This is a genomic window from Erwinia sp. MYb416, assembly GCF_037479575.1.
GTDB lineage: Bacteria > Pseudomonadota > Gammaproteobacteria > Enterobacterales > Enterobacteriaceae > Erwinia > Erwinia rhapontici.
This window is the reverse complement of sequence record NZ_JBBGYT010000438.1, coordinates 18,963-42,093: the sequence shown is the minus strand read 5'-3', so window position 1 is coordinate 42,093 and position 23,131 is coordinate 18,963. Positions and strand designations below refer to the sequence as shown.

General features: G+C 56.1%; 21 protein-coding genes. 5 read left to right on the top strand and 16 right to left on the bottom strand.

What is annotated here, in order from left to right; genetic code table 11:
• Window positions 1-37 precede the first annotated feature (37 nt).
• The 3 genes from WH277_RS09580 to WH277_RS09570 are packed head-to-tail and all read right to left on the bottom strand — an operon-like array spanning window position 38 to window position 2,954.
• Window positions 38-1,090: a FecCD family ABC transporter permease gene (locus tag WH277_RS09580; RefSeq protein WP_339505421.1), complete on the bottom strand. Its 1,053-nt coding sequence runs from the start codon at window positions 1,088-1,090 to the stop codon at window positions 38-40.
• On the bottom strand, window positions 1,087-2,112 hold the full coding sequence (locus tag WH277_RS09575; protein WP_133843692.1) for a FecCD family ABC transporter permease: 1,026 nt from the start codon (window positions 2,110-2,112) through the stop codon (window positions 1,087-1,089). The genes WH277_RS09580 and WH277_RS09575 overlap by 4 nt, the downstream gene beginning before the upstream one ends.
• On the bottom strand, window positions 2,109-2,954 hold the full coding sequence (locus WH277_RS09570) for an ABC transporter ATP-binding protein (protein WP_133843694.1): 846 nt from the start codon (window positions 2,952-2,954) through the stop codon (window positions 2,109-2,111). Before WH277_RS09570 ends, WH277_RS09575 begins: the two co-directional genes overlap by 4 nt.
• Window positions 2,955-3,409: 455 nt before the next feature.
• Between WH277_RS09570 and WH277_RS09565 the strand changes: the two genes are divergently transcribed.
• On the top strand, window positions 3,410-5,596 hold the full coding sequence (locus tag WH277_RS09565) for a TonB-dependent siderophore receptor (protein WP_133843696.1): 2,187 nt from the start codon (window positions 3,410-3,412) through the stop codon (window positions 5,594-5,596).
• A 137-nt stretch (window positions 5,597-5,733) separates the two neighbouring features.
• On the opposite strand, the gene WH277_RS09560 is transcribed toward WH277_RS09565, so the two are convergent.
• The 6 genes from WH277_RS09560 to WH277_RS09535 form a co-directional block, all read right to left on the bottom strand.
• On the bottom strand, window positions 5,734-6,036 hold the full coding sequence (locus tag WH277_RS09560; protein WP_133843698.1) for a hypothetical protein: 303 nt from the start codon (window positions 6,034-6,036) through the stop codon (window positions 5,734-5,736).
• A 16-nt stretch (window positions 6,037-6,052) separates the two neighbouring features.
• Complete coding sequence (locus WH277_RS09555; RefSeq protein WP_133843700.1) at window positions 6,053-7,318, bottom strand: PTS sugar transporter subunit IIC; 1,266 nt, start codon at window positions 7,316-7,318, stop codon at window positions 6,053-6,055.
• 149 nt (window positions 7,319-7,467) lie between these two features.
• A complete protein-coding gene (locus WH277_RS09550; RefSeq protein WP_133843702.1) occupies window positions 7,468-7,767 on the bottom strand; it encodes a PTS sugar transporter subunit IIB in 300 nt (99 codons plus the stop codon).
• An 83-nt stretch (window positions 7,768-7,850) separates the two neighbouring features.
• Window positions 7,851-8,294: a PTS sugar transporter subunit IIA gene (locus WH277_RS09545; protein WP_133843704.1), complete on the bottom strand. Its 444-nt coding sequence runs from the start codon at window positions 8,292-8,294 to the stop codon at window positions 7,851-7,853.
• Between the two features lie 232 nt (window positions 8,295-8,526).
• Complete coding sequence (locus WH277_RS09540; RefSeq protein WP_166653728.1) at window positions 8,527-9,108, bottom strand: AAA family ATPase; 582 nt, start codon at window positions 9,106-9,108, stop codon at window positions 8,527-8,529.
• Window positions 9,101-10,030, bottom strand: a complete 930-nt coding sequence (locus WH277_RS09535) for a tagatose-bisphosphate aldolase (protein WP_159337375.1) — start codon at window positions 10,028-10,030, stop codon at window positions 9,101-9,103. The genes WH277_RS09540 and WH277_RS09535 overlap by 8 nt, the downstream gene beginning before the upstream one ends.
• Window positions 10,031-10,228: 198 nt before the next feature.
• On the opposite strand from WH277_RS09535, the gene WH277_RS09530 reads away from it, so the two are divergent.
• The gene (locus WH277_RS09530) at window positions 10,229-11,206 is read left to right on the top strand and encodes a sugar-binding transcriptional regulator (protein ID WP_244290481.1); all 978 of its coding nucleotides are present in this window, start codon (window positions 10,229-10,231) and stop codon (window positions 11,204-11,206) included.
• 395 nt (window positions 11,207-11,601) lie between these two features.
• On the top strand, window positions 11,602-12,111 hold the full coding sequence (gene ftnA / locus WH277_RS09525; RefSeq protein WP_133843710.1) for a non-heme ferritin: 510 nt from the start codon (window positions 11,602-11,604) through the stop codon (window positions 12,109-12,111).
• A gap of 58 nt (window positions 12,112-12,169) precedes the next feature.
• Here ftnA and WH277_RS09520 read toward each other — a convergent pair whose 3' ends face one another.
• The 7 genes from WH277_RS09520 to WH277_RS09490 form a co-directional block, all read right to left on the bottom strand.
• Entirely contained in the window at window positions 12,170-13,396 is a 1,227-nt protein-coding gene (locus WH277_RS09520; RefSeq protein WP_339505417.1) for a c-type cytochrome, read from the bottom strand.
• A 13-nt stretch (window positions 13,397-13,409) separates the two neighbouring features.
• Window positions 13,410-15,188, bottom strand: coding sequence for a GMC family oxidoreductase (locus tag WH277_RS09515; protein ID WP_133843714.1), 1,779 nt, complete (start codon window positions 15,186-15,188; stop codon window positions 13,410-13,412).
• Window positions 15,185-15,910 carry a gluconate 2-dehydrogenase subunit 3 family protein gene (locus WH277_RS09510; protein WP_133843716.1) on the bottom strand — a complete coding sequence of 242 codons (726 nt, stop codon included), beginning with the start codon at window positions 15,908-15,910 and terminating at the stop codon, window positions 15,185-15,187. Before WH277_RS09510 ends, WH277_RS09515 begins: the two co-directional genes overlap by 4 nt.
• 230 nt (window positions 15,911-16,140) lie before the next feature.
• Window positions 16,141-17,268 (bottom strand): ABC transporter substrate-binding protein, encoded by a 1,128-nt coding sequence (locus WH277_RS09505; protein ID WP_133843718.1) that lies wholly within the window; start codon window positions 17,266-17,268, stop codon window positions 16,141-16,143.
• An 89-nt stretch (window positions 17,269-17,357) separates the two neighbouring features.
• On the bottom strand, window positions 17,358-17,876 hold the full coding sequence (locus WH277_RS09500; protein ID WP_133843721.1) for a GNAT family N-acetyltransferase: 519 nt from the start codon (window positions 17,874-17,876) through the stop codon (window positions 17,358-17,360).
• Window positions 17,877-18,015: 139 nt separating this feature from the next.
• Window positions 18,016-19,137, bottom strand: a complete 1,122-nt coding sequence (locus WH277_RS09495; protein WP_339505414.1) for a porin — start codon at window positions 19,135-19,137, stop codon at window positions 18,016-18,018.
• Between the two features lie 110 nt (window positions 19,138-19,247).
• On the bottom strand, window positions 19,248-20,162 hold the full coding sequence (locus tag WH277_RS09490) for a LysR family transcriptional regulator (RefSeq protein WP_133843723.1): 915 nt from the start codon (window positions 20,160-20,162) through the stop codon (window positions 19,248-19,250).
• 129 nt (window positions 20,163-20,291) lie between these two features.
• On the opposite strand from WH277_RS09490, the gene WH277_RS09485 reads away from it, so the two are divergent.
• Together WH277_RS09485 and WH277_RS09480 are read left to right on the top strand one after the other, a co-directional pair.
• The gene (locus WH277_RS09485; protein ID WP_159337371.1) at window positions 20,292-21,608 is read left to right on the top strand and encodes an amidohydrolase; all 1,317 of its coding nucleotides are present in this window, start codon (window positions 20,292-20,294) and stop codon (window positions 21,606-21,608) included.
• The gene (locus WH277_RS09480; protein ID WP_339505411.1) at window positions 21,608-23,056 is read left to right on the top strand and encodes a M20 family metallopeptidase; all 1,449 of its coding nucleotides are present in this window, start codon (window positions 21,608-21,610) and stop codon (window positions 23,054-23,056) included. Before WH277_RS09485 ends, WH277_RS09480 begins: the two co-directional genes overlap by 1 nt.
• Window positions 23,057-23,131: the final 75 nt, after the last annotated feature.

Below are 23,131 nucleotides of genomic sequence, written 5' to 3'. Positions count from 1 at the left end.
AGTTCCTTTAGTAGGGGCGAGGCACGCCTCGTCCGGATTACAGCGCATCACGACGGCGCCAGAGCAACAGCAGGAAAAACGGCCCGCCCACCAGGGCAATCACAATGCCCGCCGGAATTTGCAACGGGGCAAAGGCCAGCCGCCCGATGGTGTCCGTGACCAGCACCAGCAACGCCCCAATCAGCGCGCTGCCGCTGAGCAGCGCAACCTGCCCGCCGCGCAGCAGAAAACGCGCCATATGCGGGGCGATCAGCCCGACAAACCCCAGGCTGCCCACGCACGAGACGCTGGCCGCCGTCAGCAGGACTGGTGCGGCAAAGCGGATCAACGCCAGATGCTGTAGCCGCACGCCCAGACCGCTGGCCGCCTGATTACCGAGCAGCGCCACATCAGAGGCACGGGCAGTAAGAAACAGGATCAGCGCGCCCGGCAGCGCCCAGCAGGCGGCAACGGCCAGCAGTGACCAGGTCGCGGCATGCAGGCTGCCCGCAATCCACACCAGCGCCGTCTGCACATCGCGCACGTCGGCGGTGGTCATAAATACCCCTATCCCAGCCGAGAATGCCCAGGAAACGCCGATGCCGATCAGAATAAAACGGGGACGCGAGAAATCCCGCGCCAGTGCCACCACCAGCAATGCCACCAGCAGCCCGCCCGCCATCCCCGCCAGCGGCCGCCACAGCAGACCGAGCGATGGGAACAACAGGATCAGCGTCAACACCACCGCGCTGGTGCCTTCTTTCACCCCGATCAACCCCGGATCGGCCAGCCCGTTACGGGTAATGGATTGCATCGCAGCGCCCGCCATCCCCAGCATCGCTCCACTCAGGGCGGCCATCAGCAGGCGCGGCAGACGAATATCCCAGACAATGTAGTCCTGCTGTGACGGCAACGGTTGCGGGTAGAACAGTGCCCGGCCAATGGCCGATGCAGGGACGGGCAGCGATCCCTGGGTAACGCCAAAAATCACCAGCGCCAGCGCCAGCAACGCCAACAGCGCAGCGCAGGCCAGTGCACGCGGGCGCAGCAGCAGGCTAAAGGCACCCCACTGCCAGCGCCGATAGCCCACCCGTTGAAGCGACATTTTCATTTAAAAAATCTCGACGCGATAAAGATAAATACCGGCGCACCGACCAGCGCCGTCATCACGCCCGTCGCCAGTTCCTGAGGGGCAATCAGCGTGCGGGCGGCAATATCCGCCAGCAGCAACAACAGTGCGCCGCACAAGGCCGACAGCGGGATTGCCAGGCGAATATCATCGGTGATCAGTCGCCGCACGATATGCGGCACCACCAGACCAATAAAGCCAATGGGTCCTGCCACCGACACCGCCGCACCGCACAGCAGCGCGGTGGCGATCAGCCCCAGTAGCCGGGTACGGGCAATATTCACCCCCAGCCCGCTGGCAATCACATCGCCCAGTGCCAGCACATTCAGACGCGGGGCAATCCACAGTGCCAGAACCATCCCTACCGCACCCGGCAGCGCAGCAGCGCGCGTCACCGTCCAGCTTAGCCCGGCAAGATCGCCCGCCAGCCAGGTGCGTATTTCCATCAGCGTTTGTTCATCGAGGATCAGGATAGCCGCCGTGACTGACGAGGCAAAAGAGGAGACCGCCACGCCACAGAGGGTCACCTTCAGCGGCGTCAGACCGGTACGCCCGGCGGATGCCAGCAGCATCACCAGCGCAAACAACGCGGCAGCGCCCCCAGCCGCAATCAGCGGGCGACCCAACAGCAGCCCGCCCCACTGACTGCCCAGCGCGGACGCAATGACGACTGCCAGTGCCGCCCCGGCATTCAGCCCGAGGATATGGGGTTCGCCCAGCGGGTTGCGGATCACCGCCTGGAGCAGCATTCCGGCCACGCCCAGCACCGCACCGGTCATCAGTGCAGCAACCAGTCGCAGCAACCGCAGATCCACGATCACCTTATGGTCAAAGTTACGTGGGTTAAATTCCAGCAGCGCCTGTAATACCGTACCGGGGCCGATATAACGCGCCCCCAGACCGAGGTGGATCAGCGCGCAGCCCAGCAGGGCCACCAGCAGGATGATCAGTGCCACGCCCGAACGGGCGCGACGACGGCGTACCACCGCAGCAAAATCACTCATCCGGTGCGGTCACCGGGCGCCCGGAACGGCATAAAGAAGGGTTTTCCGGTCAGCGGGTTTACCGACATCTGAACGTCGACATCAAACACCGTTTTGATCAACGCGGGTGTACAGTGCTCTCCTTCGCGGATCACACCCTCCAGGCGCCCCTGTCGCAGGAATACCACTGTATCGGCATAGTTCACGGCAAAGTTCAGGTCGTGCAGCACGACGACAACGGTACGGCCATGCAGTCGCGTCAGATCATGCAGCAGTTCGAGAATATCGACCTGATAACGCAAATCGAGGAACGTGGTGGGTTCGTCCAGCAGGATAGTGGCGGTTTGCTGTGCCAGCGCCATCGCAATCCAGCAGCGCTGGCGCTGGCCGCCGGACAGACTGTCGACAGGCAGATGGGCAAACTCCAGCGTGCCGGTCATCCGCAGGGCATCGTGCACCGCTTCTTCATCTTCCGTTGACCACTGACGCATAAAGTTTTGCCAGGGATAGCGCCCGCGTGACACCAGTTCAAATACGGTTAATCCATCCGGTAACAGCGGCGATTGCGGCAACATGCCCAGCTGGCGTGCCACCGCTTTGGTGGGCTGATCGTGGATGATTTTACCGTCGAGCCGCACGCAGCCGTCGAGAGGCGCCAGCATACGGGCAATGGTGGTCAGCAATGTGGATTTACCGGAACCGTTCGCGCCGACCAGTACGGTCATTTTGCCGTGTTCGATGGTCAGGCTGACACCGTCAACAATGATTTTTTTGCCATAACCGGCAGAGAGTTTGTCGAGGACAATACCCTGTTCTGCGGACGCCGGGAGTGCGCCTGCTGTCTTTTCCACCCGCTGTGGCATCTACCGCTCCTGCACCGCAACGGCGTGGCAAACGGGCCAGCGCGCGCGTACGCCTTAAATAAAAATAAATCTCATTCGTTTTCTCGATCATGCGTAGAATGCCTGTAGTAGTCAAGAAATAATAGACAGCTTACTGACAGAGCGATACCCGGTTATAAAAGCCATAAAAAGATGCTGGATATGAAATTATTTAACCTATTTATCAAAAGATTAAAAAATAATACCCGCAATGCGAATGTGATAATTCAGCGGTAATCAGCCTGTCTGTTTTTTTGATGTTTTTTACATTTACTACTACATAACGGCGTGTTTGAATGATTCTCAATTACATATCCGAGCCATGAACACCGGGTTTAACGGATAGGACTGCGCGTGACGCAACCCATCGGGCAATGAAGACAACACACCTTTTCTCATTCAACAGGGAATGAGAAAGCTTGCGGAAAATACAATAAATGACTGAATTATCACCTTCTTTTCTGGGGAAAAAAGGGCGCGTACTGTTTTCAATGCTCTTTATCGGGGTGCTGACAACGCCGGTAGCGATGGCAGCAGTCACGCCAGCCAGCAACGTGAACAAAAGCGATGCCGACAGCAGCAATGATAGCGGCACGCTGACGGTCGAAGCGAAAGTATCCGATGCCGACCAGCCAATGACCTCCGGCTATCAGCCGCTGAACTCTTCCACCGCCACGCTGACCAATACCCCGCTGCTGGATATTCCGCAGGTGGTGAACACCGTCAGCGACCGGGTGATTGAGGATCAGCACGCTACCACGCTGGATGAAGTGCTGAACAACGTCAGTAACGTGGTTCAGACCAACACCCTCGGCGGCACTCAGGACGCGTTTGTACGCCGTGGTTTTGGTAGCAACCGTGATGGTTCGGTGATGACCAACGGCCTGAAAACCGTGCTGCCGCGCAGCTTTAACGCTGCAACCGATCGCGTTGAAGTGCTGAAAGGCCCGGCATCAACGCTGTACGGTATTCTCGATCCCGGCGGCCTGATCAATGTGATAACTAAACGCCCGGAAAAAACCTTCGGTGGCTCGATTCAGGCCACCTCCACCAGCTTTGGCGGCGGCACCGGCAGCGTGGATGTTACCGGCCCGATTGAAGGCACCAATCTTGCTTACCGCCTGATCGGTTCTTATCAGCATGAAGATTACTGGCGTAATTTCGGCAAAGAACGCAGCAGCTTTATTGCCCCGTCTCTGACCTGGTTTGGCGATGATGCCACAGTGACCGTTGCTTACTCACACCGTAACTACAGCACCCCGTTCGACCGCGGCACCATTTTCGATTTGGATACCGGCCATGCGGTGGATGTGAATCGCGAAACCCGTTTCGATGAAGCCTATAACATTACCGACGGTGAGTCGGATCTGGCCCAGTTGAATACCGAGTACCGCATCAATAATCAGTGGACGGCGAAGTTCGATTACAGCTTCAGCCAGGACAAATACAGCGATAATCAGGCGCGCGTGATGGCCTATGATTCCGCCACCGGCAACCTGACGCGTCGTGTCGATGCCACCCAGGGATCGACCCAGCGCCAGCACTCCGCACGTTTCGATCTCCAGGGCGACGTGGTCATCGGCGGTTTCTATAATGAGATCCTGACCGGGCTGTCGTATGAGAACTACGATCTGCTGCGCACCGATATGATCCGCTGTAAGAACGTGAAAGATTTCAATATTTACACCCCGTCCTACGGCACTACCGGGAAATGCACCACGGTATCGGCCGCCGACAGCGACCAGCGCATCCAGCAGGTCAGTTACTCCGGCTACGTGCAGGACTCGCTCTACCTGACCGATAAGTGGATTGCGGTCAGCGCCATGCGCTACACCACCTTTACCGAATATGCCGGTAAAGGCCGCCCGTTCAACGTCAATACTGACAGCCGCGACAGCGCGTGGGTGCCGAAATTTGGTCTGGTGTATAAAGCCACACCGAATATCTCGTTCTTCGGTAACGTTTCGCGTTCGTTTATGCCGCAGTATTCGATTGCCAGCTACATCGGTGAGCTGCCGCCGGAAACCGCGACCGCCTATGAAGTGGGTGCCAAGTTTGACCTGTTCAGCGGTGTGACCGCTAACGTGACAATGTTCAATATCGATAAGAGCCACGTGCTGTATACCGATACGGTTAACGGCGAGAGCGTGGCGAAAACCGCCGGGAAAGTGCGTTCGCGTGGGGTAGAAGTGGATGTGGCGGGTGCGCTGACGCAGAACGTCAACGTCATTGCCAGCTACGGTTATACCGATGCTAAGGTGATGGAAGACCCGGATTATCAGGGCAAGATGTTGCCTAACGTGCCGCGTCACACCGGTTCACTGTTCCTGACCTATGACTTCCACAACGTGATTGGCGGCAATACGCTGACCGTTGGCGGCGGCGGTCATGCGGTGAGCCGTCGTTCCGGTGACAATGGCGAGGATTACTCGTTACAGGGCTACGCGGTAGCGGATGCATTCGCGTCTTATAAGATCAAAACGCAGAACCCGGTGACCTTGCAGGTAAACGTGAAGAACCTGTTCGATAAGACGTACTATACCTCGTCGATCGCCACCAACAATCTGTCCAACCAGATTGGCGATCCGCGTGAAGTGCAGTTCACCGTGAAGATGGATTTCTGATAGTCAAATTTGGGTCAGTTGAAATACGGGTCAGGCATGCCTGACCCCTACGAAAATCGGGACCACCATGCCCCGCGCGGCAAAACCGCACCACAACCGTAGCGACCGGGCATGCCCGGTCCTTTTATGGTCCGTGTTCAAAAACCGTAGCGGATCGCATCCTTACTCTGCTGCATCAACCCGTCGATTTTCTCTGAGTAAAGCTCCACGCCCTTGCCGTCACCCGCCAGTGAACAGGCGCGACGCTTCGCATTCCAGGCCTTCATCAGCTGGGCCTGGGCAAAACCCGGTTTCCCGTAGCGGGCCATGCTCTGCTCCCAGCACTGGATGGCACTGTCGCTGTCCTGCTGCGCCATAAACTGCTTACCCAGCTCATTCAGCGCGTCAGCACAGGCTTTAGCCGGCAGTTCCTGCTGTAAGATCTTCTCAATTGCGTCCATAAAACCTCCTGATTCATTAATGGAAGAAGTTAAGGATATGGCCGAACACCAGCCCGACACCGATCACATCCGAGTCGCTAAAGGTCACGTTCTGGAAGCCATACTGGCCGAGCAGCGGCAGTAACAGCGCGGGCAGCAGCGTGATAAACAGTCCGTGGAATACGCCACCAATCACCGCACCGCGCCGTCCACCCACGGCGTTAGCAAAGATCCCGGCGGTACCCCCGGCAAAGAAGTTGGTCAGCATGCCCGGCAGGATCATCGCCAGCCCCACCCACGGGAACAGGAACATGCCGATCACTGCACCAATGGTGGTCGAAATAAAGCCGATGATCACCGCGTTAGGCGCATAGGGGAACAGCACCGGGCAGTCGAGTGCCGGAACCGCATCCGGCACGATGCGCAGCGCAATACCGCGAAACGCCGGGACAATTTCAGCCAGCAGCAGGCGCACACCCGCCAGCAGCACGTACACACCGACGACAAACTGGATAGATTGCAGGAAGGCATAAACCAGGTAGTTCACACCATTAGAGGAGGCGGCCACCACTTCCGGACCTGCGGCAATCGCCGGGATCAGGTAGATCGGGATCATCACCACCATCATCGACAGATAGGTGTCTTGCAGGAAGGACAGCGCCTGCGGCAGCTCCACATCTTCAGTGCTTTTGCTGACATCGCCGGTCACTTTTGCCACACCCGCCTGCACCATATAGCCGATAGTACAGAAGTGGCCGAGGGCAATATCATCACCGCCGGTGATCTTACGCACAATCGGCTGGGCAATCGCGGGCATCAATACCGCCATCACCCCGGCAATGCCCCCGCCAAGCAGGATCAGCTCCACGCCGCGCAGCCCGCCCATATAACCAATCACCGAGCAGACGGTCGCCATCCACAGCGATGCCTGCCCGGTGAGGAAGATATATTTGTAGCGCGTCAGACGGGCGATCAGAATATTGACGACAAAGGCGACCACCATAATCAGGGCTGTTTCACGCCCGAGGGTTTGCTGGGCGATACCGGCGATGGAACCCACATCGGTCACCACACCGCGCATATTAAAGCCTTTCTGGAAGATATCGCCGAGGAAGGTTAATGTGGCAACAATAATACTGGCACCCGACAGCAGCACTAAGAAACCCAGTAACGTTTTTAATGTTCCGGTGATCACCTGGCCCGGGCTTTTTCGCAAAGCAATCAGGCCAATCATGGCAATTAAAGAGATCAGGATAGACGCCTGCCCCAGAACATCATGGACAATAAAGGTAAGGAAAGACATAGAACTCCCCTGTTTACTTTCACATATACCCTTCATACTTCAAGCTACAGATGTGTTGGCTCGAATTATTTTGGGTAGATATTATTTATGATTTAAGGTGCCGAAGGCGACGTAAACCATTTTGGATTTAATCGGATTTTTAAAAAAAATTAGATAAGATAGCCTTTCTCTTTAAGGATCGGCTCTAGTTTTAGTTTTATTTCGTTCTTATCCACCAGACGCTTAAGATAAATAATGGTGGAATTGATGGTGTAATGCTGGAACTGCGAACGGAAATTTTCACCGGTCATGATAATATCTGCACGCGATGAGGTCGCGCTGGAAATATCACAGTGAGATAAGTCGGCATCCACACCCAGATCTTTCAGTGCCGCTTCAATACTCATTTCACAGGCAAAACTACTGCCCAGCCCGGCACCGCATACGGCCAGAATAGATAACTTTTTCATCAGGCATACCTTAATTAAGTGTCTGTAAGTCCGCGACCTCTGACTGCGGGTATGATGACGGGCATCCCAGCCCTGACGGCGGTTCAGAACTGCTGCAGAATGTTCAGTACCGCTGACTTATCCCGTGCCTGCCTTAACTGTTCGACCACGCCGTCCTGGCAAAAAAGCTGCGACAGGCTGGCGATCATTTCAATATGCGAGTGGCTATCGATAGCGGCCAGTGCAAATATTACATACACCGGATCATTATCTTCACTGCCAAAGTTCACACCCTCAGAAATAATTAATAAGGAGAGTGCCGTATGATTCACCCCTTCCTCTGGCCGGGCGTGGGGCATCGCAATACCTTCACCCAGAACATAATAGGGACCAATCTGTTCATGCATATCATAAATAGCATTAAGGTATCGGGGTTGTACTGCACCATTATCGATCATCGGTTGCAATGCAATCTCAACGGCTTTACGCCAGTTATCCGTATGCGTTAACAGTTTCAGGTTACTGTCATTAATCCAGTCGGTTAACATACATCGTCGCCCTGTTCATTATTCAGCAAGTTAATTCACTATACTTTCCGCAGAATGATAAAAACGTGATCAATATGACTTATTTAATAATAAATTATTAAACATCAGTTAATTAGATTAATAACCATAGCTTCGCCCTGGTTAATTACACCAGTGGTAACACTCTTTATTTAATACGCCGTAAATATTCAGGATTAATCCTGTTTATTTTTGGCAGAGGCGAATAAATTAACTAAGCCTGATTCACGATCTCCTGCGTCCAGCGAATTAACCCATTGAAGTCGATCTCGCTGCGTTGATCGGCAACCCATACCGGCCCGAGTTGCATCGGTTCGGCGCGGTCAGCCAGTTGTTGCAGTTCTGCCACGTATTCCGCTCCCGGATGTCCCGGCAACCTTGCGCCCAGCCTGCTGCTGTAACGCTGCGCTGCCATCTCACCAGGGATCTGGCACCAGATCTCAGCAATGCGATCAATGCCCGCCGCGTCGATAAACCCTGACAGATCCGCTTTTGGCTGGAAGCCAAACCACGCATCAACAATAAAGGTGTTACCTGCCGGGGCAGCGGCAATAATCGACCAAATCACCTGATAAGCGGCAATGCCCAGCTTACGGTTCATCGGGCGGTCAATACCGTCAATCTGACGCATAAACGGCTCTTTAATCTGATCCAGCGTCAGCAGTGGCCAACCGGTCGCCGTCGACAGACGGGTGGCGATATGGCTTTTTCCCGATGCGGGTACGCCGTTCACCATCACCAGGCGTTTACCGTGGTTCCGGGGGGCAGAGTGCTGCAAAACGGGCTGCTCAGGCATGGCTGGTTTTTTCCTCTGTGCTACGGGCATGGAAGTACTTGCCGATCACCGCCTGGATTTCACGCAGGCGTGGGATGGCCAGCGTTTCCAGTTTTTCGCGGGTGATACGGCGGTCCAGCGAGATGCAGTCTTTCCACAATGCACGCCCGGCAATCACACCGGAAGCGCCGTTGCTCATAGCATCCGCCACCTGGGTCAGGAAAGTTGTATGATCCACTCCCGCCGAGAGTACGGCCCAGGGCACATCCCCGGCAAGCTCGGTGATATCGGCACAAGCTTTAGCCGATCCAGGATACGGGATCTTCAGCACTTTGGCACCCAGCTCCAGTGACAGTTTGGTGCCTTCATAGATCAGTGACGGCACACGGCTTTTATACGCGTCGTCCGTCTCTTCCGGCAGGGGATAGGTAAGAAACTCCACCACCAGCAGCAGATCTTCGCGGGCAAAGTCTTCGATGCAGTGGCGCAGAATATCGAGGTTATGTTGATTCGCATCCGGGCGGTCGGCGCGTAAATAGACCATAATTTTACCGCCGTTAGCGCCCAGCTCGCGCACGCGGCGGGCGCTGATGCCCTCCACAAGGCGTGAATTGCGGTAGCCTTCCGGGGTGGTATCAAAACCCGACGCATCCAGGCCAATCAGCAGAGCGGTATCGCGATTGATGATCCCGTGATCCACCAGATCCGGTACAGCACAGACGGCATCCACCAGCACGCAGGAAGCCTGACTGGCGAGATAGCGGGTGATATCCGCCTTGATACCGCCGAGCTGCTGCTCGGAAATGGCTTTTTGCTGGTCGGGATCGGCACTTAACAGCGTTCGCATCGCACCGCGCTGGTCGCAGGCAATCACCAGCATCGCGCCGTTGCTGCCGCAAATTTGCTGATAACCGCGCAGTTCAGAAGTGGACATGTGTGACATTAGGGTGAACTCCTATACAGATTACAGGGTAAAAAAGCCGTCGTAGACGACCCGAAAGTTACCTTTAGCCTGTGTGCACGACGCCGGGCTGTTGCCGGTGAATCTCCAGTCCTGTCAGGGGTTTCAGCCACCTGTGCACGTTGCAATTTTGCTGGTGTTGAGCAATAATTCTCCAACCGATGAACTGAGTGTAATACATTGCAGAAAGGAATTACAACCCTGAAAGAGCCACTTTTACAAGATCCCGCCACCACGCGGGCAATGATGCATATGGTGGCGAAGCTGCACTATCAGTCCGATATGTCGCAGGTCGATATCGCTAAAAAACTGGGCGTGTCCACCGCCACGATCTCGCGTCTGCTGACCAAAGCGCGCGCGGCGGGGATTGTGCGAATAGAGGTGATTGAGCTGACGTCCCCTGAGGAGATCACGGCGGATCTGATTGCCCGGCTGGGGTTAAAAACCGCTGCCGTGGTGGATTCCCCACCTGCCAATATCCTCAGTGCCCTGAATGCGCCGCTGGCCTCGCTGCTTCAGCAGGCCGACCTGGTCAGTGGTTCGGTCGTGGGCATTGGCTGGGGACGGGCGGTACGTGAAGTGACGCTATCCGGCCTGCCGCGCCTGCCGGGGGTGATGACGGTGGCACTCAACGGCGGTATGCAGCAGGCGGCAGCGCATTTTCAGATTAACGAATTTGTGCGCCAGGCCGCAGAACAGATGGAGGGAACGCCGCATTTCCTGCACGCGCCCTATATCTCGTCGCCGGTGCTGCGTGATGCATTTCTCTGCGATCCGGGCGTGCAACAAATTACCTCGCTATGGGATAAGCTGGACGTGGCCATCGTGGGCGTCGGCCTGACGCATCATGCGCCCCACCCCAGCGAAACCAGCACGGCCACCCCTGATGAGCAGGCGCTCAGCCATGCAGCGGGCGATGTTCTGCGCCACTACGTGACCGAACAGGGGGAAGTGCTGCACTGGGAGGGCGAACAGCGGATGATTGCAGCATCACCAGACCAACTTCGTCAGACCCCGTTATGCATCGGGGTGGCGGCCACGGCAGAGAAAGCCGCCGGTATTATTGGTGCCGTACGTTCCGGCATGATCAACGCACTGGTGACCGATATTAAAACAGCTCAGGCCATCCTCGACCGTCTGGTCACCGAGCCGCAGTAAACCATAACTGCCTTTATCCCTGGCGGATAAAGGCAGTTCATTCTCTGTAAAAATAACACCTTATAAGAAATAACCTATTACGGATTAATTCTCATTCCGTAATATTGATCCAATTTATATTTTAATAGGAATAGTTATCATAATCATTTAAAAAGCAGAACTGTTTATATTCATCATGGAATGATTATCACTTACCAATCATACTCTTAGGCGATAACAATAAAATTAGCCTATGCTATATAAAACGGTTTTTATTTTATCAATCTGCGTGCATAATGCGCAGAAATCACCTGTTTTACTCGTTATACTTCACGTTACAGAAACATTCACTCTGTCCCTGTAACATGAATTATTGAGAGTAATAAATCGCAAAATATAATGTTAAAGGAGTCACCATGCTGACTAATGAAATGACCGCTCAGTTGAACGATCAACTGAATCTGGAATTCTATTCTGCCAACCTGTACCTGCAGATGAGCGCATGGTGCAACGACAAAGGCTTCGAGGGTGCGGCTGCGTTTATGCGTGAGCACTCCACAGAAGAGATGCAGCACATGCAGCGTCTGTTCAACTACCTGAGCGATACGGGCGCGATGCCGGTACTGGGCACCATTGAAGCCCCACCGGTCACCTTCAACTCCCTGCACGAAGTGCTGGAGCAGGCTTATCAGCACGAGCAGTTGATCACCGCTAAAATCAACGAACTGGCGCACGCAGCCATGACCACCCAGGACTACTCCACCTTTAACTTCCTGCAGTGGTATGTGTCTGAGCAGCACGAGGAAGAGAAGCTGTTCAAATCTGTACTGGATAAACTGGCACTGGTGGGTAACAGCGGTCAGGCCCTGTTCTTCGTGGATAAAGATTTGCAGAAACTGAGCGAACCTGGTGCACACCAGGCGTAATCGCTGACAAACGTCGCCCCTTTTTCAGGGACGACGTTTTTTTCCTTTTCTTGCTCTTTTACTCCCCTTTCCGCAATTTTTTCACCTGCTCCGCCGTCACATCGCTGGCCTGATTTCCCCAACTGTTGCGCACATAGTTACTCAGCTCGGCCACCTGTTGATCCGTCAGCCGCCAGCCAAATCCCGGCATTCGCATACCTGTCAATGCTCTTTCTGTCACCGCAGCCCGGCCTCCGTGCAAAATCATTGAAACCAGTGACGAAGGATCATCCCCCAACAGCGCCGGGTTACTTGCCAGTGCCGGGAAGGTGTGAGTGTATCCCCGACCATCGCTACGGTGGCAGGCGGCACAGTTATCCTGATACAGCGCCGCCCCCGGATATTGAGCTTCGGCATAATCTTCACTGGCTGGCGAAGAAGAGAATTTACCGGGAGGCAGGCTCTTCAGAAACACCGCAATAGCACTAAGATCCGCCGGCGTAAGATGCTGCGTACTCTGCTGCACCACATCGGCCATGGAACCAAATGCCATTGTGCGGTCGTTCTGCCCTGTTTTCAGGAAATTGATAATATCCTGCTGCGTCCAGCTCCCCAGCCCGCGAACGTTGTTGCCCCGCAGATCCGGTGCATGCCAGCCGTTAATGGTTCCTCCGGACAGATAGGCGCTGTCATTGTGGTCCAGCCCTTTTTCCTGCATCGCTATACCGCGTGGCGTGTGGCAGCTACCGCAGTGCCCCGGAGCCATCACCAGCCAGGCGCCCCGGTTCCACTCGGCGCTTTTCAGCGGGTCGTTAAGATAGCGTTCATCGTCATGAAACATCATATTACACACCCACAACGGCCAGCGTATATTTAACGGCCAGGGGATATCGCTTTTTCGGTTTGCCTGCCGGACGGCAGGAACCTCCTGTGTGAAGTACGCATACAAATCGTGCAGCTGCTGGTCGTCAAACTTGCTGAACGCGGTATAAGGCATCGCCGGATACAGATAATGACCATTCCGGGCCTTCCCCTCACGAAGCGCCCGCGCAAAATCCTGATAGCTGTATTGACCGATGCCGGTTTGTGCATCCGGGGTAATATTGGTGGAGTAAATAGCCCCGATGGGGGTATCCATCTTCAGTCCCCCGGCAAAAGGCGTGCCTTTTTCTGCGGTGTGGCAGGCTGCACAATCTGCCGCCAGGGCCAGATAGTGCCCCGGACTGATGCTGCGCTCAGGCACAGCGGCAATGCTGTTACTGGCCACTGCCAGCAGCACACACAGACCGTATTGTCTGATATTCATGGCTCACTCCCTGTCAGGCCTGCACCAGCGGTCCGGGCTGGGCGAAATATTGAGTACGGATGGCGTGCGCTGCCCACAGTGCAGTGGCGCAAACAATACCGGTGGGGTTGTAGGCAAGATTTTGAGGGAAGACAGATGCCCCCAGCACAAACAAATTGTGCACATCCCAGCTTTGCAAATATTTGTTCACCACACTGTTTTTCGGGTTATCACCCATCACAGTCCCCCCCGTGGTATGCGTGGACTGGTAAGGCCGCACATCATAGTGGTCACCGGGCTTCATAAAACCCGATTCAACCTGCTGTGCCCCCATTACACGGGCTATCTGCTCCGCTTTGCCTTGCATAAACTGCGTCATTTTCAGTTCATTCGGCTGCCAGTCAAACGTCATGCGCAGCAGCGGCTGGCCGTGGACATCCTTGTAGGTCGGGTCGAGGTCGAGATAACACTGTTTATACGGCATGACCGATCCCGATGAACCGATGGTCATGGTGTGCAGATAGTGCTGTTTGATGCTTTTTTTCCAGCCGCTGCCCCACTGCGGGGATGCCGCAGGCAACGGCATCTGCTGGATCGGCCGCCCGCCGCTGGTGGCAGCCCCGATGGTGGCGCCGCCAATAAAACCCAGCCCGCTCTGGTCAAAATTCCCGGCATTGAAATCATCAATAAACGTCCCGGTCACGCCAGAGGCGGCAAACGGATTAAAGTTATGCTTCTCGCCAAAGAACAGATTGAGGCTGCCATTCATCTGGTAAGCATAGTTACGGCCAACCACGCCCTCTCCGCTCTGCGCATTGTAGGGTTTACCTATCCCCGACAGCAGCAGCAGGCGAACGTTATGCAGCTGGAAGGCGCTGAGGATCACCAGATCCGCAGGCTGTTCATGCTGTACCCCCAGCTCATCCACCCAGGTCACGCCAGTGGCTTTTTTCCCACTGGCATCAGTATTAATACGCAACACCTGTGCCTGAGTGCGCAGCGAAAAGTTCGAAAACTGGCGAAGTGAAGGCAGGATAGTTGACTGCGGCGAGGCTTTGGAACCGTTGAAACAGCCGAAACGTTCACAGAACCCGCAGTAGTTGCAGACGCCCAGCTGCACACCATAAGGGTTCTTCCAGGCTTCGGTGCAGTTGGCTGCCGGAATAGGGAACGGGCTGTACCCCAGGCTTTCTGCCGCCCGGGCAAAAAGCTGCCCGGCATACTGTTGCTTCAGGGGCTTTGTCGGGTAAGGTGCACGCCGTGGCGCTTCAAACGGATTGCCCCCGGCGACGGTCTCCCCACGGAGGTTACCCACCTGCCCTGCTGTGCCGCAGATTTTTTCGAATTTCTCAAAGAAGGGTTCCAGCTCCTGATAACTCACCGGATAGTCCTGCAACGTCATATCCGCCGGGATCACGCTGGCCCCGTAACGTTCGGTGACGGTACTGTGCATCTTCAGGTCGGTTTCCCGAGGCCGCCACAGCATCCCGTTCCAGTGAACCCCCGCCCCGCCTACGCCGTTACCGGGCAGGAAAGAACCAAAGCGGCGGTAAGGCATGGCATGGTCGGCTGAGGTGTGGCGCACCGTCACCGTCTCACGCGCCGGGTTCTGGAACAGCTTCAGCCGGATACCGTAGGTCAGTTCATCCGTTATGCGCGGGTAAGCAAAGTCCGGCCAGGTATCGCGCTGTTCACCGCGCTCCAGTGCCAGGATATTCAGCCCGGTTTCCGCCAACTCGCGGGCCATCAGCGCCCCCGTCCAGCCAAACCCAACAATCACAACGTCAACCGGGGGGTGTTTGATTGTACTCATGCGCTGCGCCCCCGATAGCCAGAAATACTGACCGGAGGCAGCGGATAGGGTTTATTCGGGTTATCCATCTGATCCTGATAATCGGCACGTGCACCGGGGAAACCGATCAGCGTCCAGCTGGCCAGCGTCTGATTTCCGCCGTGCTGCGGGTCAGCCAAATAGCCCTCTTTGGTGTTATCCAGCAGTTGGGTAAAGAACAGCGCGCCAGGCAATCCGCTAAAGTTAAGTTCACCGGCTTCCAGCTGCGTTAACAGGGCATCCTGCTGCCGGGGTTTCAGGTCGGCAAAGTCTGCCTGCTCATGCTGCTGGCAGTGCTGGTCTATCGCGGCGATTCCCCGGCGGTAGATCTCGCGCGGTACCAGCGGTGACTGATATCCCAACTCCGGGATCGCCTCCGCAAACGGTGGCTGCATATACCACAGCTGACCGTGGCCGTAGGGTTGTTCCATCTGTCTGTCGATAAAAACCGGCACCCCTTCGCTAACGGCACCGGGGCCTAGCGCATCCTCCGGGATCAGTCGGCCGCAGGCGGCAATAATAAAGCGCCATTCACGGGGGTTAAACCACAAAGGAACCGGGCCAGGAGAGACGCCCTGCGCCGGGGCAGCCTGCGCACTGAGGGGAGCGACTCCGCGTCCCACCACCGTAGCCAGCGGGATAAACGCCAGCGATTGTTGCAGGAAACGTCGCCTGCCACGGGCAACATCATCATGATCTACCATTGTCTTCTTCCTGTGAATAGTCGGTATTCAGCCCGCACAGGGGCCAGTGCTGCAGCATAAAACCTTATTTTCTGCGGGGGATAGAATAGGCGACAAAGGAAGACGACGGGGGCGGGAAACGTGTTAGCAGATATGAGTTTGGATAAAGATTATTCCAGGATAATCGCTTCAGCTCATTGATAACCTCCATAATGAACAAAGGGTGCGAATCGCACCCTTTGTTCAGAGATTTATGGCGTCGGTTTCAGGGTAACCCAGTAACCTGGCTGATAATCAATCGGCAAGAACCGCTGATGGAACTCACGGAACGTAGCGTCCGGGTCGATATCTTTAAACAACTCCGGATGCAGCCATTTTGCCAGCATCTGAATCGCGACAAACTGATAAGGGCTGTCGTAGAACTGATGCCAGATAGCGTGTGCGTTACCGTTGGTGGCCACCGGCAACGTACGGAATGCCGGACGCGCCATCAGGGCGGTTAAACGCTGGGTCGCCAGCGTCACATCCGCACCTGGCCCGACACCCACCCAGCCACCGGCCGTATTGTAGTTTTTCCAGTTCGCACCGGTCACCACCACCACATCCGGACGCGAAGCGATAATCTGCTCAGGATTCAGCGTACCGAAGGTGCCTGGGATCAGCCCTTTGGCAATATTCGTTCCCCCTGCCACTTCGACCATACGGCCGAAGTTTTCGTCGCCGAAGGACATGCAGCACTCTTCGGTATAGCCACCGGCACGATCCAGCATCACTTTAGGACGCGGGCCCTGATAGTTTTTCAGGCGTTCGGTGACGATATCGATCTGCTGCTGACGGAAGGCGATGATCTCTTCCGCACGTTCAGGTTTACCAACCAGCTGCCCCATAATGCGGATGCTTTTCACCGCGTTCTCAAACGGCTTTTCGCGGAAATCGATAAACACCACCGGGATGCCCAGCTTGTCGAGTTTTTCCGTCAGTTTAGATTCATCGGTGGCCGCTTTCGATTCCAGGTTCATCAACACCAGATCGGGCTTCAGCGTCAGCGCCTGCTCAACGTTAAAGGTGCCATCTTTCGCGCCGCCGAAGGTCGGTAGTGAAGTAATGGACGGATATTTTTTGGCGTAGATCTGATAGCTGTCAAAATCCGCTTTTGGCAGATCGTCGCGCCAGCCCACCACACGCTGGAACGGTGCATCGGTATCAAAGGCCGCCAGCAGGTAGATCTGCCGCCCTTCACCGAGGATCACGCGTTTCACTTCGGATTTGATTTCGACCTTACGGCCGCTGACATCTTCCACCACAAACGGTGCCGCCAGCAGGCTGGCCGACGCGAACAAACCGCCAGCAAAGATCACTGCTTTACCCCAGAACGTCATAGCACTCTCCACAGAGGAAATAATAATTATTCTCAATCTCAATTTTGCTGAGGAATGCTACGACGAGGCCGGGGTTATTACAATATGTGTCAGGAAATTTCGCATGAGGATGAGAAGGTAAAACGGTAGAACTTCGTGTCCACCGTCATCACCGGGAAGCTGACGGGTAGCTCCGTCACCGGGATCTCGCTAAAACCGTTTTTCTCGTAAAAACGGTGTGCCGCGAGAAACTTCGCGGTGGTTCCAAGGAAGATATCGTCCACCCTCCGGTGTCGTGCATGCATCATCAGGGTGTTAAGCAACGCAGACGCCACCCCCCACTCCCGCCCGCGATACGGCGCGGCAACAAACATCTTACGCAGCGCCGTTTGCTGTTGACCTATATCTTTCAGACCAATACAGCCCACCACGCGTTCACCAATCTGCGCCAGCCAGAAATCACCGTTTCCCTGCTGATAAAAATGGCCGATATCGCTGAGATCCGGCTGCTGTGCTGCCGTGATGGCAATGCCAAACTCCTCATTCTGGATCGGCAGGATAAGCTGTACGACGCCAGGCTGGTATTCCGATCGGTAGCGCTGGATAGTGATAAGCTCGGTGGGCATCATGCGTGGCTCCGCTGGGGTTAAGATCATTCGGCGATGCAGATTAATCTATCGCTTTTACTAATACCTTGGCGAATGAAAAATCCCCACAGGGAGATTAAATGCTCTCCGGCTATTCTGTTCGCGACTCATTGTTGGGCGCTTAAAAATCATAGTAAACCGATAGCCAGGTCTGGTCTGGGTCATTGTCAGACGCTGCGGTGAAGGTGTGTTCCAGATAAATGGAGAAGCCATAAGCCAGCTGCGTGTAAACCCCCAGATATCCATGATTCGCATGATAATTTTCATTTCCCTGCAAGCGCAGCGTATCCACCGCAAAATAGGGCTGAACGGAGTGAAGATAACGCTTGTCGATCGGAAAGGTATAACCGGCAAAGGCCTCCAGCCCATAACCGCGTCGCGCAAAATAGTTGTCGGTGCTCTGCCGTATCGTGGCAGGAACATAATGTCGATACAGGGTGGCAGTTTCGACCAGATACCAGTTGCCCGGCTGCCAGGTCATGGCAGCGCCGCTAAACTGCTGGCGATAACCGCGTTGTTTTCTGCCCGAACCTCTGACCGTGGCGTTGGTCTGATTCCAGCTGGCGCTCATCGTCAGATCTTTTGCCATCTGATAGTCAACACCAATGCCACCACCGCGTTTGCGTCGGTAATACTGGCTGTCACCCAACACCAGTTCATCCTGCGGCAGCAAATAGTCAACATAGAGCGTCAGGTCACCGAAGATGTTGGTGTACTTCAGACTATTGCGTGGGCGTTCTCCCCCGTCATAGTCCCCACCGACGCCAATCCAGTTAGCACTGGCATGCCCGTCATTGTCCCAAACGTCACTTTTTATCCCAATCGTGTCGTAATAGACGCTGTACTGGTGTCCAAAAGTGAGCGTACCGTAGCGGTCATCTTTAATGCCACCAAACAGCTTACGCTGAATCCCCCAGTTATTGTCATGATCGTAGTGGTGCTTCAGCCCGAGTACATGTGCCGTATCCACACCCAGTGAATAGAAGCCGATAACCGATGTGCCGGGCCTGAGCAGGTAATCGGCGCTGAAGCGAAAACGCGTACCGCCATCATGCCCACCGTGGTTATCTTCTCCCTTATGCCAGATAAACTCCGGGCGAATACTGCCGCTGATGCCAAGACTCAGTGGGGATAACCACGGATCGGTGAAGGTGTTTTTTTTCAGCACGGTGATCGTCGCACTGGCCGAAGATGACGCAAGGAGCAGCATCACGATCGCCAGCACCTTCCCTGTTTTTTGCATCCTGAATATCACCTTATTGCTCCAACCAGCCCACTGCCGGGAGTTCTGCCAGGCGACATCATCAATAAATAGCGTTTTTCCCGCGTGTGTTTTAGTGGGATGTGCGGTGCTTAGTTCTCTTTTTGTGAATGGCAGCAATGAAGACGGAATAAGCGCGCCAGCTCTGCCCCCATCGGCGTCAGCGTACTGTCCTTCCGCTGGATGAGATAAAACGTGGCATTGGGCAGCACCTCTTTAATATTCAGCGCCACCAGTTGGTTGCCGAGGATCGGATCGCCGATCACATCACTGGAGAGAATACTGACAAAATCACTCTGTGCGATCAGGCTGGTGCAGGCCATAAAGGTTTCGCAGGTGACGCTGATCGCCGGGGCCATGCCCATATCGTGCAGAAGATCATGCAGCAGGCGATAATAGCTGCCGCGTGGCGTTGGCATCGTCCAGTCGCAGTGCTGCAATTCCGCCAGCGACGTCACGTGCTCACACGGATGCCCTTTGCGCACCACGACGCGATATTCGCGCTCCATCAACCTTTCATAGCTCAGCTCGCTGTCCAGATGACCGGGATAGGACGTATTGATGGTGAAATCCAGCTCGCCCTGTCGCAGCTCAGGGATCATTGAGACCAGTTGCCCTTCCACAATGCGGATCTTCACATTGGGAAACTGGCGACGAAACTGGGTGATCACCTGTGGCATCAGCGTTCGCGCAATGCTGCCGCCCACACCGATGTTCACCGTGCCACCCGCCAGCCCCAGCCGCTGCTGAATGTCCTCCTGCGCAACGCGCAACTCTTCAAGGACCAGGCTCGCATGTTGAAAAAAGTTATCACCAATCTCGGTGAGCGCCACGCCCTGACTGCGCCGGATAAACAACCTTGCACCCAGCACCTCCTCCAGCTCCTGAATCGATTTAGTCAGCGCGGGCTGTGACAACCCGGCGGCCCGGCTGGCAGCACGAATGCTGCCGTGACGGGCAACGTCAACAAAAGCGCGTAGCTGGTGTAACTTGATGGAGGCAGGCATAGGTTTTCCTTATGTGATAACCGCTGATTATCAGTCACAAGATATTGGCATCTTCTGCCCGTGGATTCCATTGTGTAGAACAGAAAGTAATAACACTGAAATCATGATGCCCAATCAGAAGGATGACCCATGCACCAGGCTATTGCTGACTTTGTGAAAGAGATTGCACCCCGTCTACAGGCGCGGCGGCGTGACCTGCATAAATTTGCCGAATCCGGCTGGCTGGAGTTCCGCACCGCCACCCTCGTGGCCGCCGAACTCCATCGACTTGGCTATCAGCTCCAGCTGGGTAAAGAGGTGGTGAAGGCCGAAGCGCGCATGGGCCTGCCTGCGCCGGAGGTACTGGCGCAACACGAACAGCGTGCACGGGAACAGGGGGCGCTGCCGGAGTGGCTGCCGCACTTCTCCGGCGGTTTCTGCGCGATTGTCGCCACGCTGGCAACTGGCCGCCCCGGCCCGGTGATGGCATTCCGCGTGGATATGGATGCGCTGGACGTGATTGAAAACCAGACGGAGGAGCATCGCCCGCACGCCGAGGGCTTTGGCTCCGTCAATGCAGGCATGATGCACGCCTGCGGCCACGACGGCCACACCACCATCGGCCTTGGCCTGGCGCAGGTCCTGAAGCAGTTCGAAGCCGAACTGAGCGGCACCATCAAGCTGATTTTCCAGCCAGCAGAGGAAGGCACTCGCGGCGCAAAATCGATGGTCGAAGCGGGCGTGGTCGATGACGTCGACTTCTTTACCGCCATCCATATCGGCACCGGCGTTCCAGCGGGTGAACTGGTGTGCGGCAGCGATAACTTTATGGCCACCACCAAGCTCGACGTCAGCTTCCGTGGCAATGCTGCCCATGCGGGTGCTCGCCCCGAAGAGGGCAGCAACGCGCTGCTGGCCGCCGCACAGGCCACGCTGGGATTGCACACCCTGACCCAGCACAGCGGCGGCAGCGCCCGTGTCAACGTTGGCGTCTTGCAGGCAGGTACCGGGCGTAACGTCGTCGCTGACCGTGCAATGATGAAAGTGGAAACCCGTGGCGCAACCAATGAAATCAACGATTTTATCTACCAGCGTGCGCTGCAAACCCTGAAAGGGGCGGCAGAGATGTACGGCGTGGAGCATCAGGTCACGCTGATGGGCGCGGCGCGCAGCAGCCAGCCCACCGCCCCATGGGTGCGTTATATTCGCCACCAGGCGAGGCATATTCCCGAGCTGACCTCGCGGGTCGACAAGCGCGGTGTGGCGGCCGGATCGGAAGATGCCACCTACATGATGGAGCGGGTCAAGCAGCACGGCGGGCAGGCTTCCTACATCATTTTCGGCACCGAACTGAGCGCCGGGCACCACAACGAAAAATTCGACTTCAATGAGCAGGTGATGGCGGTGGCGGTGAAAACCCTCGCGGCGATTGCACTCAATATTGCTGAATTCGAAGCGGAGGCGTGATGAACCAGGCAATGAATGACTTTGTGGCGCACTACATCGACCAGCACCAGGCGCGATTCAGCGCATTAAGCGATGCCATCTGGGACCAGCCAGAAACGCGCTTTACCGAAACCTTCGCCGCCGGGCTGCTCTCCGGGGCACTGGAACAGGAAGGTTTTAGCATTGAACAGGCGGCGGGTGGCATTGAAACTGCGTTTATCGCCAGCTACGGGAAGGGTCAGCCGGTGATTGCCCTGCTGGGTGAGTATGACGCGCTGGCCGGGCTGAGCCAGCAGGCGGGATGCAGCACGCGCACGCCGCTGGTCACGGATGGCAACGGCCACGGCTGCGGCCACAATCTGTTGGGCACTGCCGCGCTGGCGGCGGCCTGTGCGGTCAAGGCCTGGCTGCAACAGAACAGCGCAACAGGCACGATCCGCTTTTACGGCTGCCCCGGCGAAGAGGGTGGCTCCGGTAAAACCTTTATGGTGCGTGAAGGGCTGTTCGACGATGTCGATGCCGCGCTGACCTGGCACCCGGAGGGCTTCAGCGGCATGTTTAATACCGCCACCCTCGCCAATATCCAGGCGGCGTTTCACTTCAGCGGCATCGCCTCTCATGCGGCCAATGCACCGCACCTCGGACGCAGCGCGCTGGATGCCGTCACATTGATGAATACCGGCGCTAACTTCCTGCGCGAACACATTATTCCTGAAGCGCGGCTGCACTATGCGGTGACCAACAGCGGCGGCAGTTCCCCCAATGTGGTGCAGGCGGAGGCTGAAGTACTGTATCTGGTGCGCGCACCGCAGCTTGAGCAGCTGGAGGATATTTACCAGCGGGTAACCGATATCGCCCGTGGCGCCGCACTGATGACAGGTACGCAGATGAGCGTGCGCTTTGAAAAAGCCTGCTCCAACTATCAGCCCAACCGGGTGCTGGAACAGCTGATGTATCGCCAGCTCACGCATTTTGGATTGCCCGATTATACCGACGAAGAACGCCAGTTTGCCGCCGATATTCGCCAGACGCTGAACGCCGACGATCTGCGTAACGCCCGGCTGAACGCTGCGCGTACCGGGGGGAGTGCGGGCCACGCCTGGGTAGAGGCGCTGGGCGATCGCGTGCTGATGGAGAGCGTTGCTCCGTACTGCGCCAGCGAAGAGGTGCTGTACGGCTCAACCGATGTGGGTGACGTCAGTTGGGTGGCACCGACCGCACAGTGTTTTACCCCCTGTTTTGCCTTCGGCACGGCACTGCACAGCTGGCAGTTAGTGGCCCAGGGCCGCACCCCGATTGCCCATAAAGGCATGTGTCTTGCAGGTAAAACCCTGGCGGCAACCGCGCTGGCATTATTCAGCGATGCGGATGTCCTGGATAATGCGCAGCAGGAGTTCCGTCAGCAGCGGGCCAGACAGCCTTACCACTGCCCCATTCCGGCAGGCGTTAAACCAACGCCGCTGGCGTAACGATATTCGACGTTCCCGGAGGCCTGGCTCGATCCCGGCCCCGTTAAAAAAATAACACGCAAACACCATCATAAC

Coding starts and splice junctions, on each gene's coding strand:
- WH277_RS09580 (WP_339505421.1), bottom strand. CDS start 1,090: ATGAAAATGTCGCTTCAACGGGTGGGCTATCGGCGCTGGCAGTGGGGT.
- WH277_RS09575 (WP_133843692.1), bottom strand. CDS start 2,112: ATGAGTGATTTTGCTGCGGTGGTACGCCGTCGTCGCGCCCGTTCGGGC.
- WH277_RS09570 (WP_133843694.1), bottom strand. CDS start 2,954: ATGCCACAGCGGGTGGAAAAGACAGCAGGCGCACTCCCGGCGTCCGCA.
- WH277_RS09565 (WP_133843696.1), top strand. CDS start 3,410: ATGACTGAATTATCACCTTCTTTTCTGGGGAAAAAAGGGCGCGTACTG.
- WH277_RS09560 (WP_133843698.1), bottom strand. CDS start 6,036: ATGGACGCAATTGAGAAGATCTTACAGCAGGAACTGCCGGCTAAAGCC.
- WH277_RS09555 (WP_133843700.1), bottom strand. CDS start 7,318: ATGTCTTTCCTTACCTTTATTGTCCATGATGTTCTGGGGCAGGCGTCT.
- WH277_RS09550 (WP_133843702.1), bottom strand. CDS start 7,767: ATGAAAAAGTTATCTATTCTGGCCGTATGCGGTGCCGGGCTGGGCAGT.
- WH277_RS09545 (WP_133843704.1), bottom strand. CDS start 8,294: ATGTTAACCGACTGGATTAATGACAGTAACCTGAAACTGTTAACGCAT.
- WH277_RS09540 (WP_166653728.1), bottom strand. CDS start 9,108: ATGCCTGAGCAGCCCGTTTTGCAGCACTCTGCCCCCCGGAACCACGGT.
- WH277_RS09535 (WP_159337375.1), bottom strand. CDS start 10,030: ATGTCACACATGTCCACTTCTGAACTGCGCGGTTATCAGCAAATTTGC.
- ftnA (WP_133843710.1), top strand. CDS start 11,602: ATGCTGACTAATGAAATGACCGCTCAGTTGAACGATCAACTGAATCTG.
- WH277_RS09520 (WP_339505417.1), bottom strand. CDS start 13,396: ATGAATATCAGACAATACGGTCTGTGTGTGCTGCTGGCAGTGGCCAGT.
- WH277_RS09515 (WP_133843714.1), bottom strand. CDS start 15,188: ATGAGTACAATCAAACACCCCCCGGTTGACGTTGTGATTGTTGGGTTT.
- WH277_RS09510 (WP_133843716.1), bottom strand. CDS start 15,910: ATGGTAGATCATGATGATGTTGCCCGTGGCAGGCGACGTTTCCTGCAA.
- WH277_RS09505 (WP_133843718.1), bottom strand. CDS start 17,268: ATGACGTTCTGGGGTAAAGCAGTGATCTTTGCTGGCGGTTTGTTCGCG.
- WH277_RS09500 (WP_133843721.1), bottom strand. CDS start 17,876: ATGATGCCCACCGAGCTTATCACTATCCAGCGCTACCGATCGGAATAC.
- WH277_RS09495 (WP_339505414.1), bottom strand. CDS start 19,137: ATGCAAAAAACAGGGAAGGTGCTGGCGATCGTGATGCTGCTCCTTGCG.
- WH277_RS09490 (WP_133843723.1), bottom strand. CDS start 20,162: ATGCCTGCCTCCATCAAGTTACACCAGCTACGCGCTTTTGTTGACGTT.
- WH277_RS09485 (WP_159337371.1), top strand. CDS start 20,292: ATGCACCAGGCTATTGCTGACTTTGTGAAAGAGATTGCACCCCGTCTA.
- WH277_RS09480 (WP_339505411.1), top strand. CDS start 21,608: ATGAACCAGGCAATGAATGACTTTGTGGCGCACTACATCGACCAGCAC.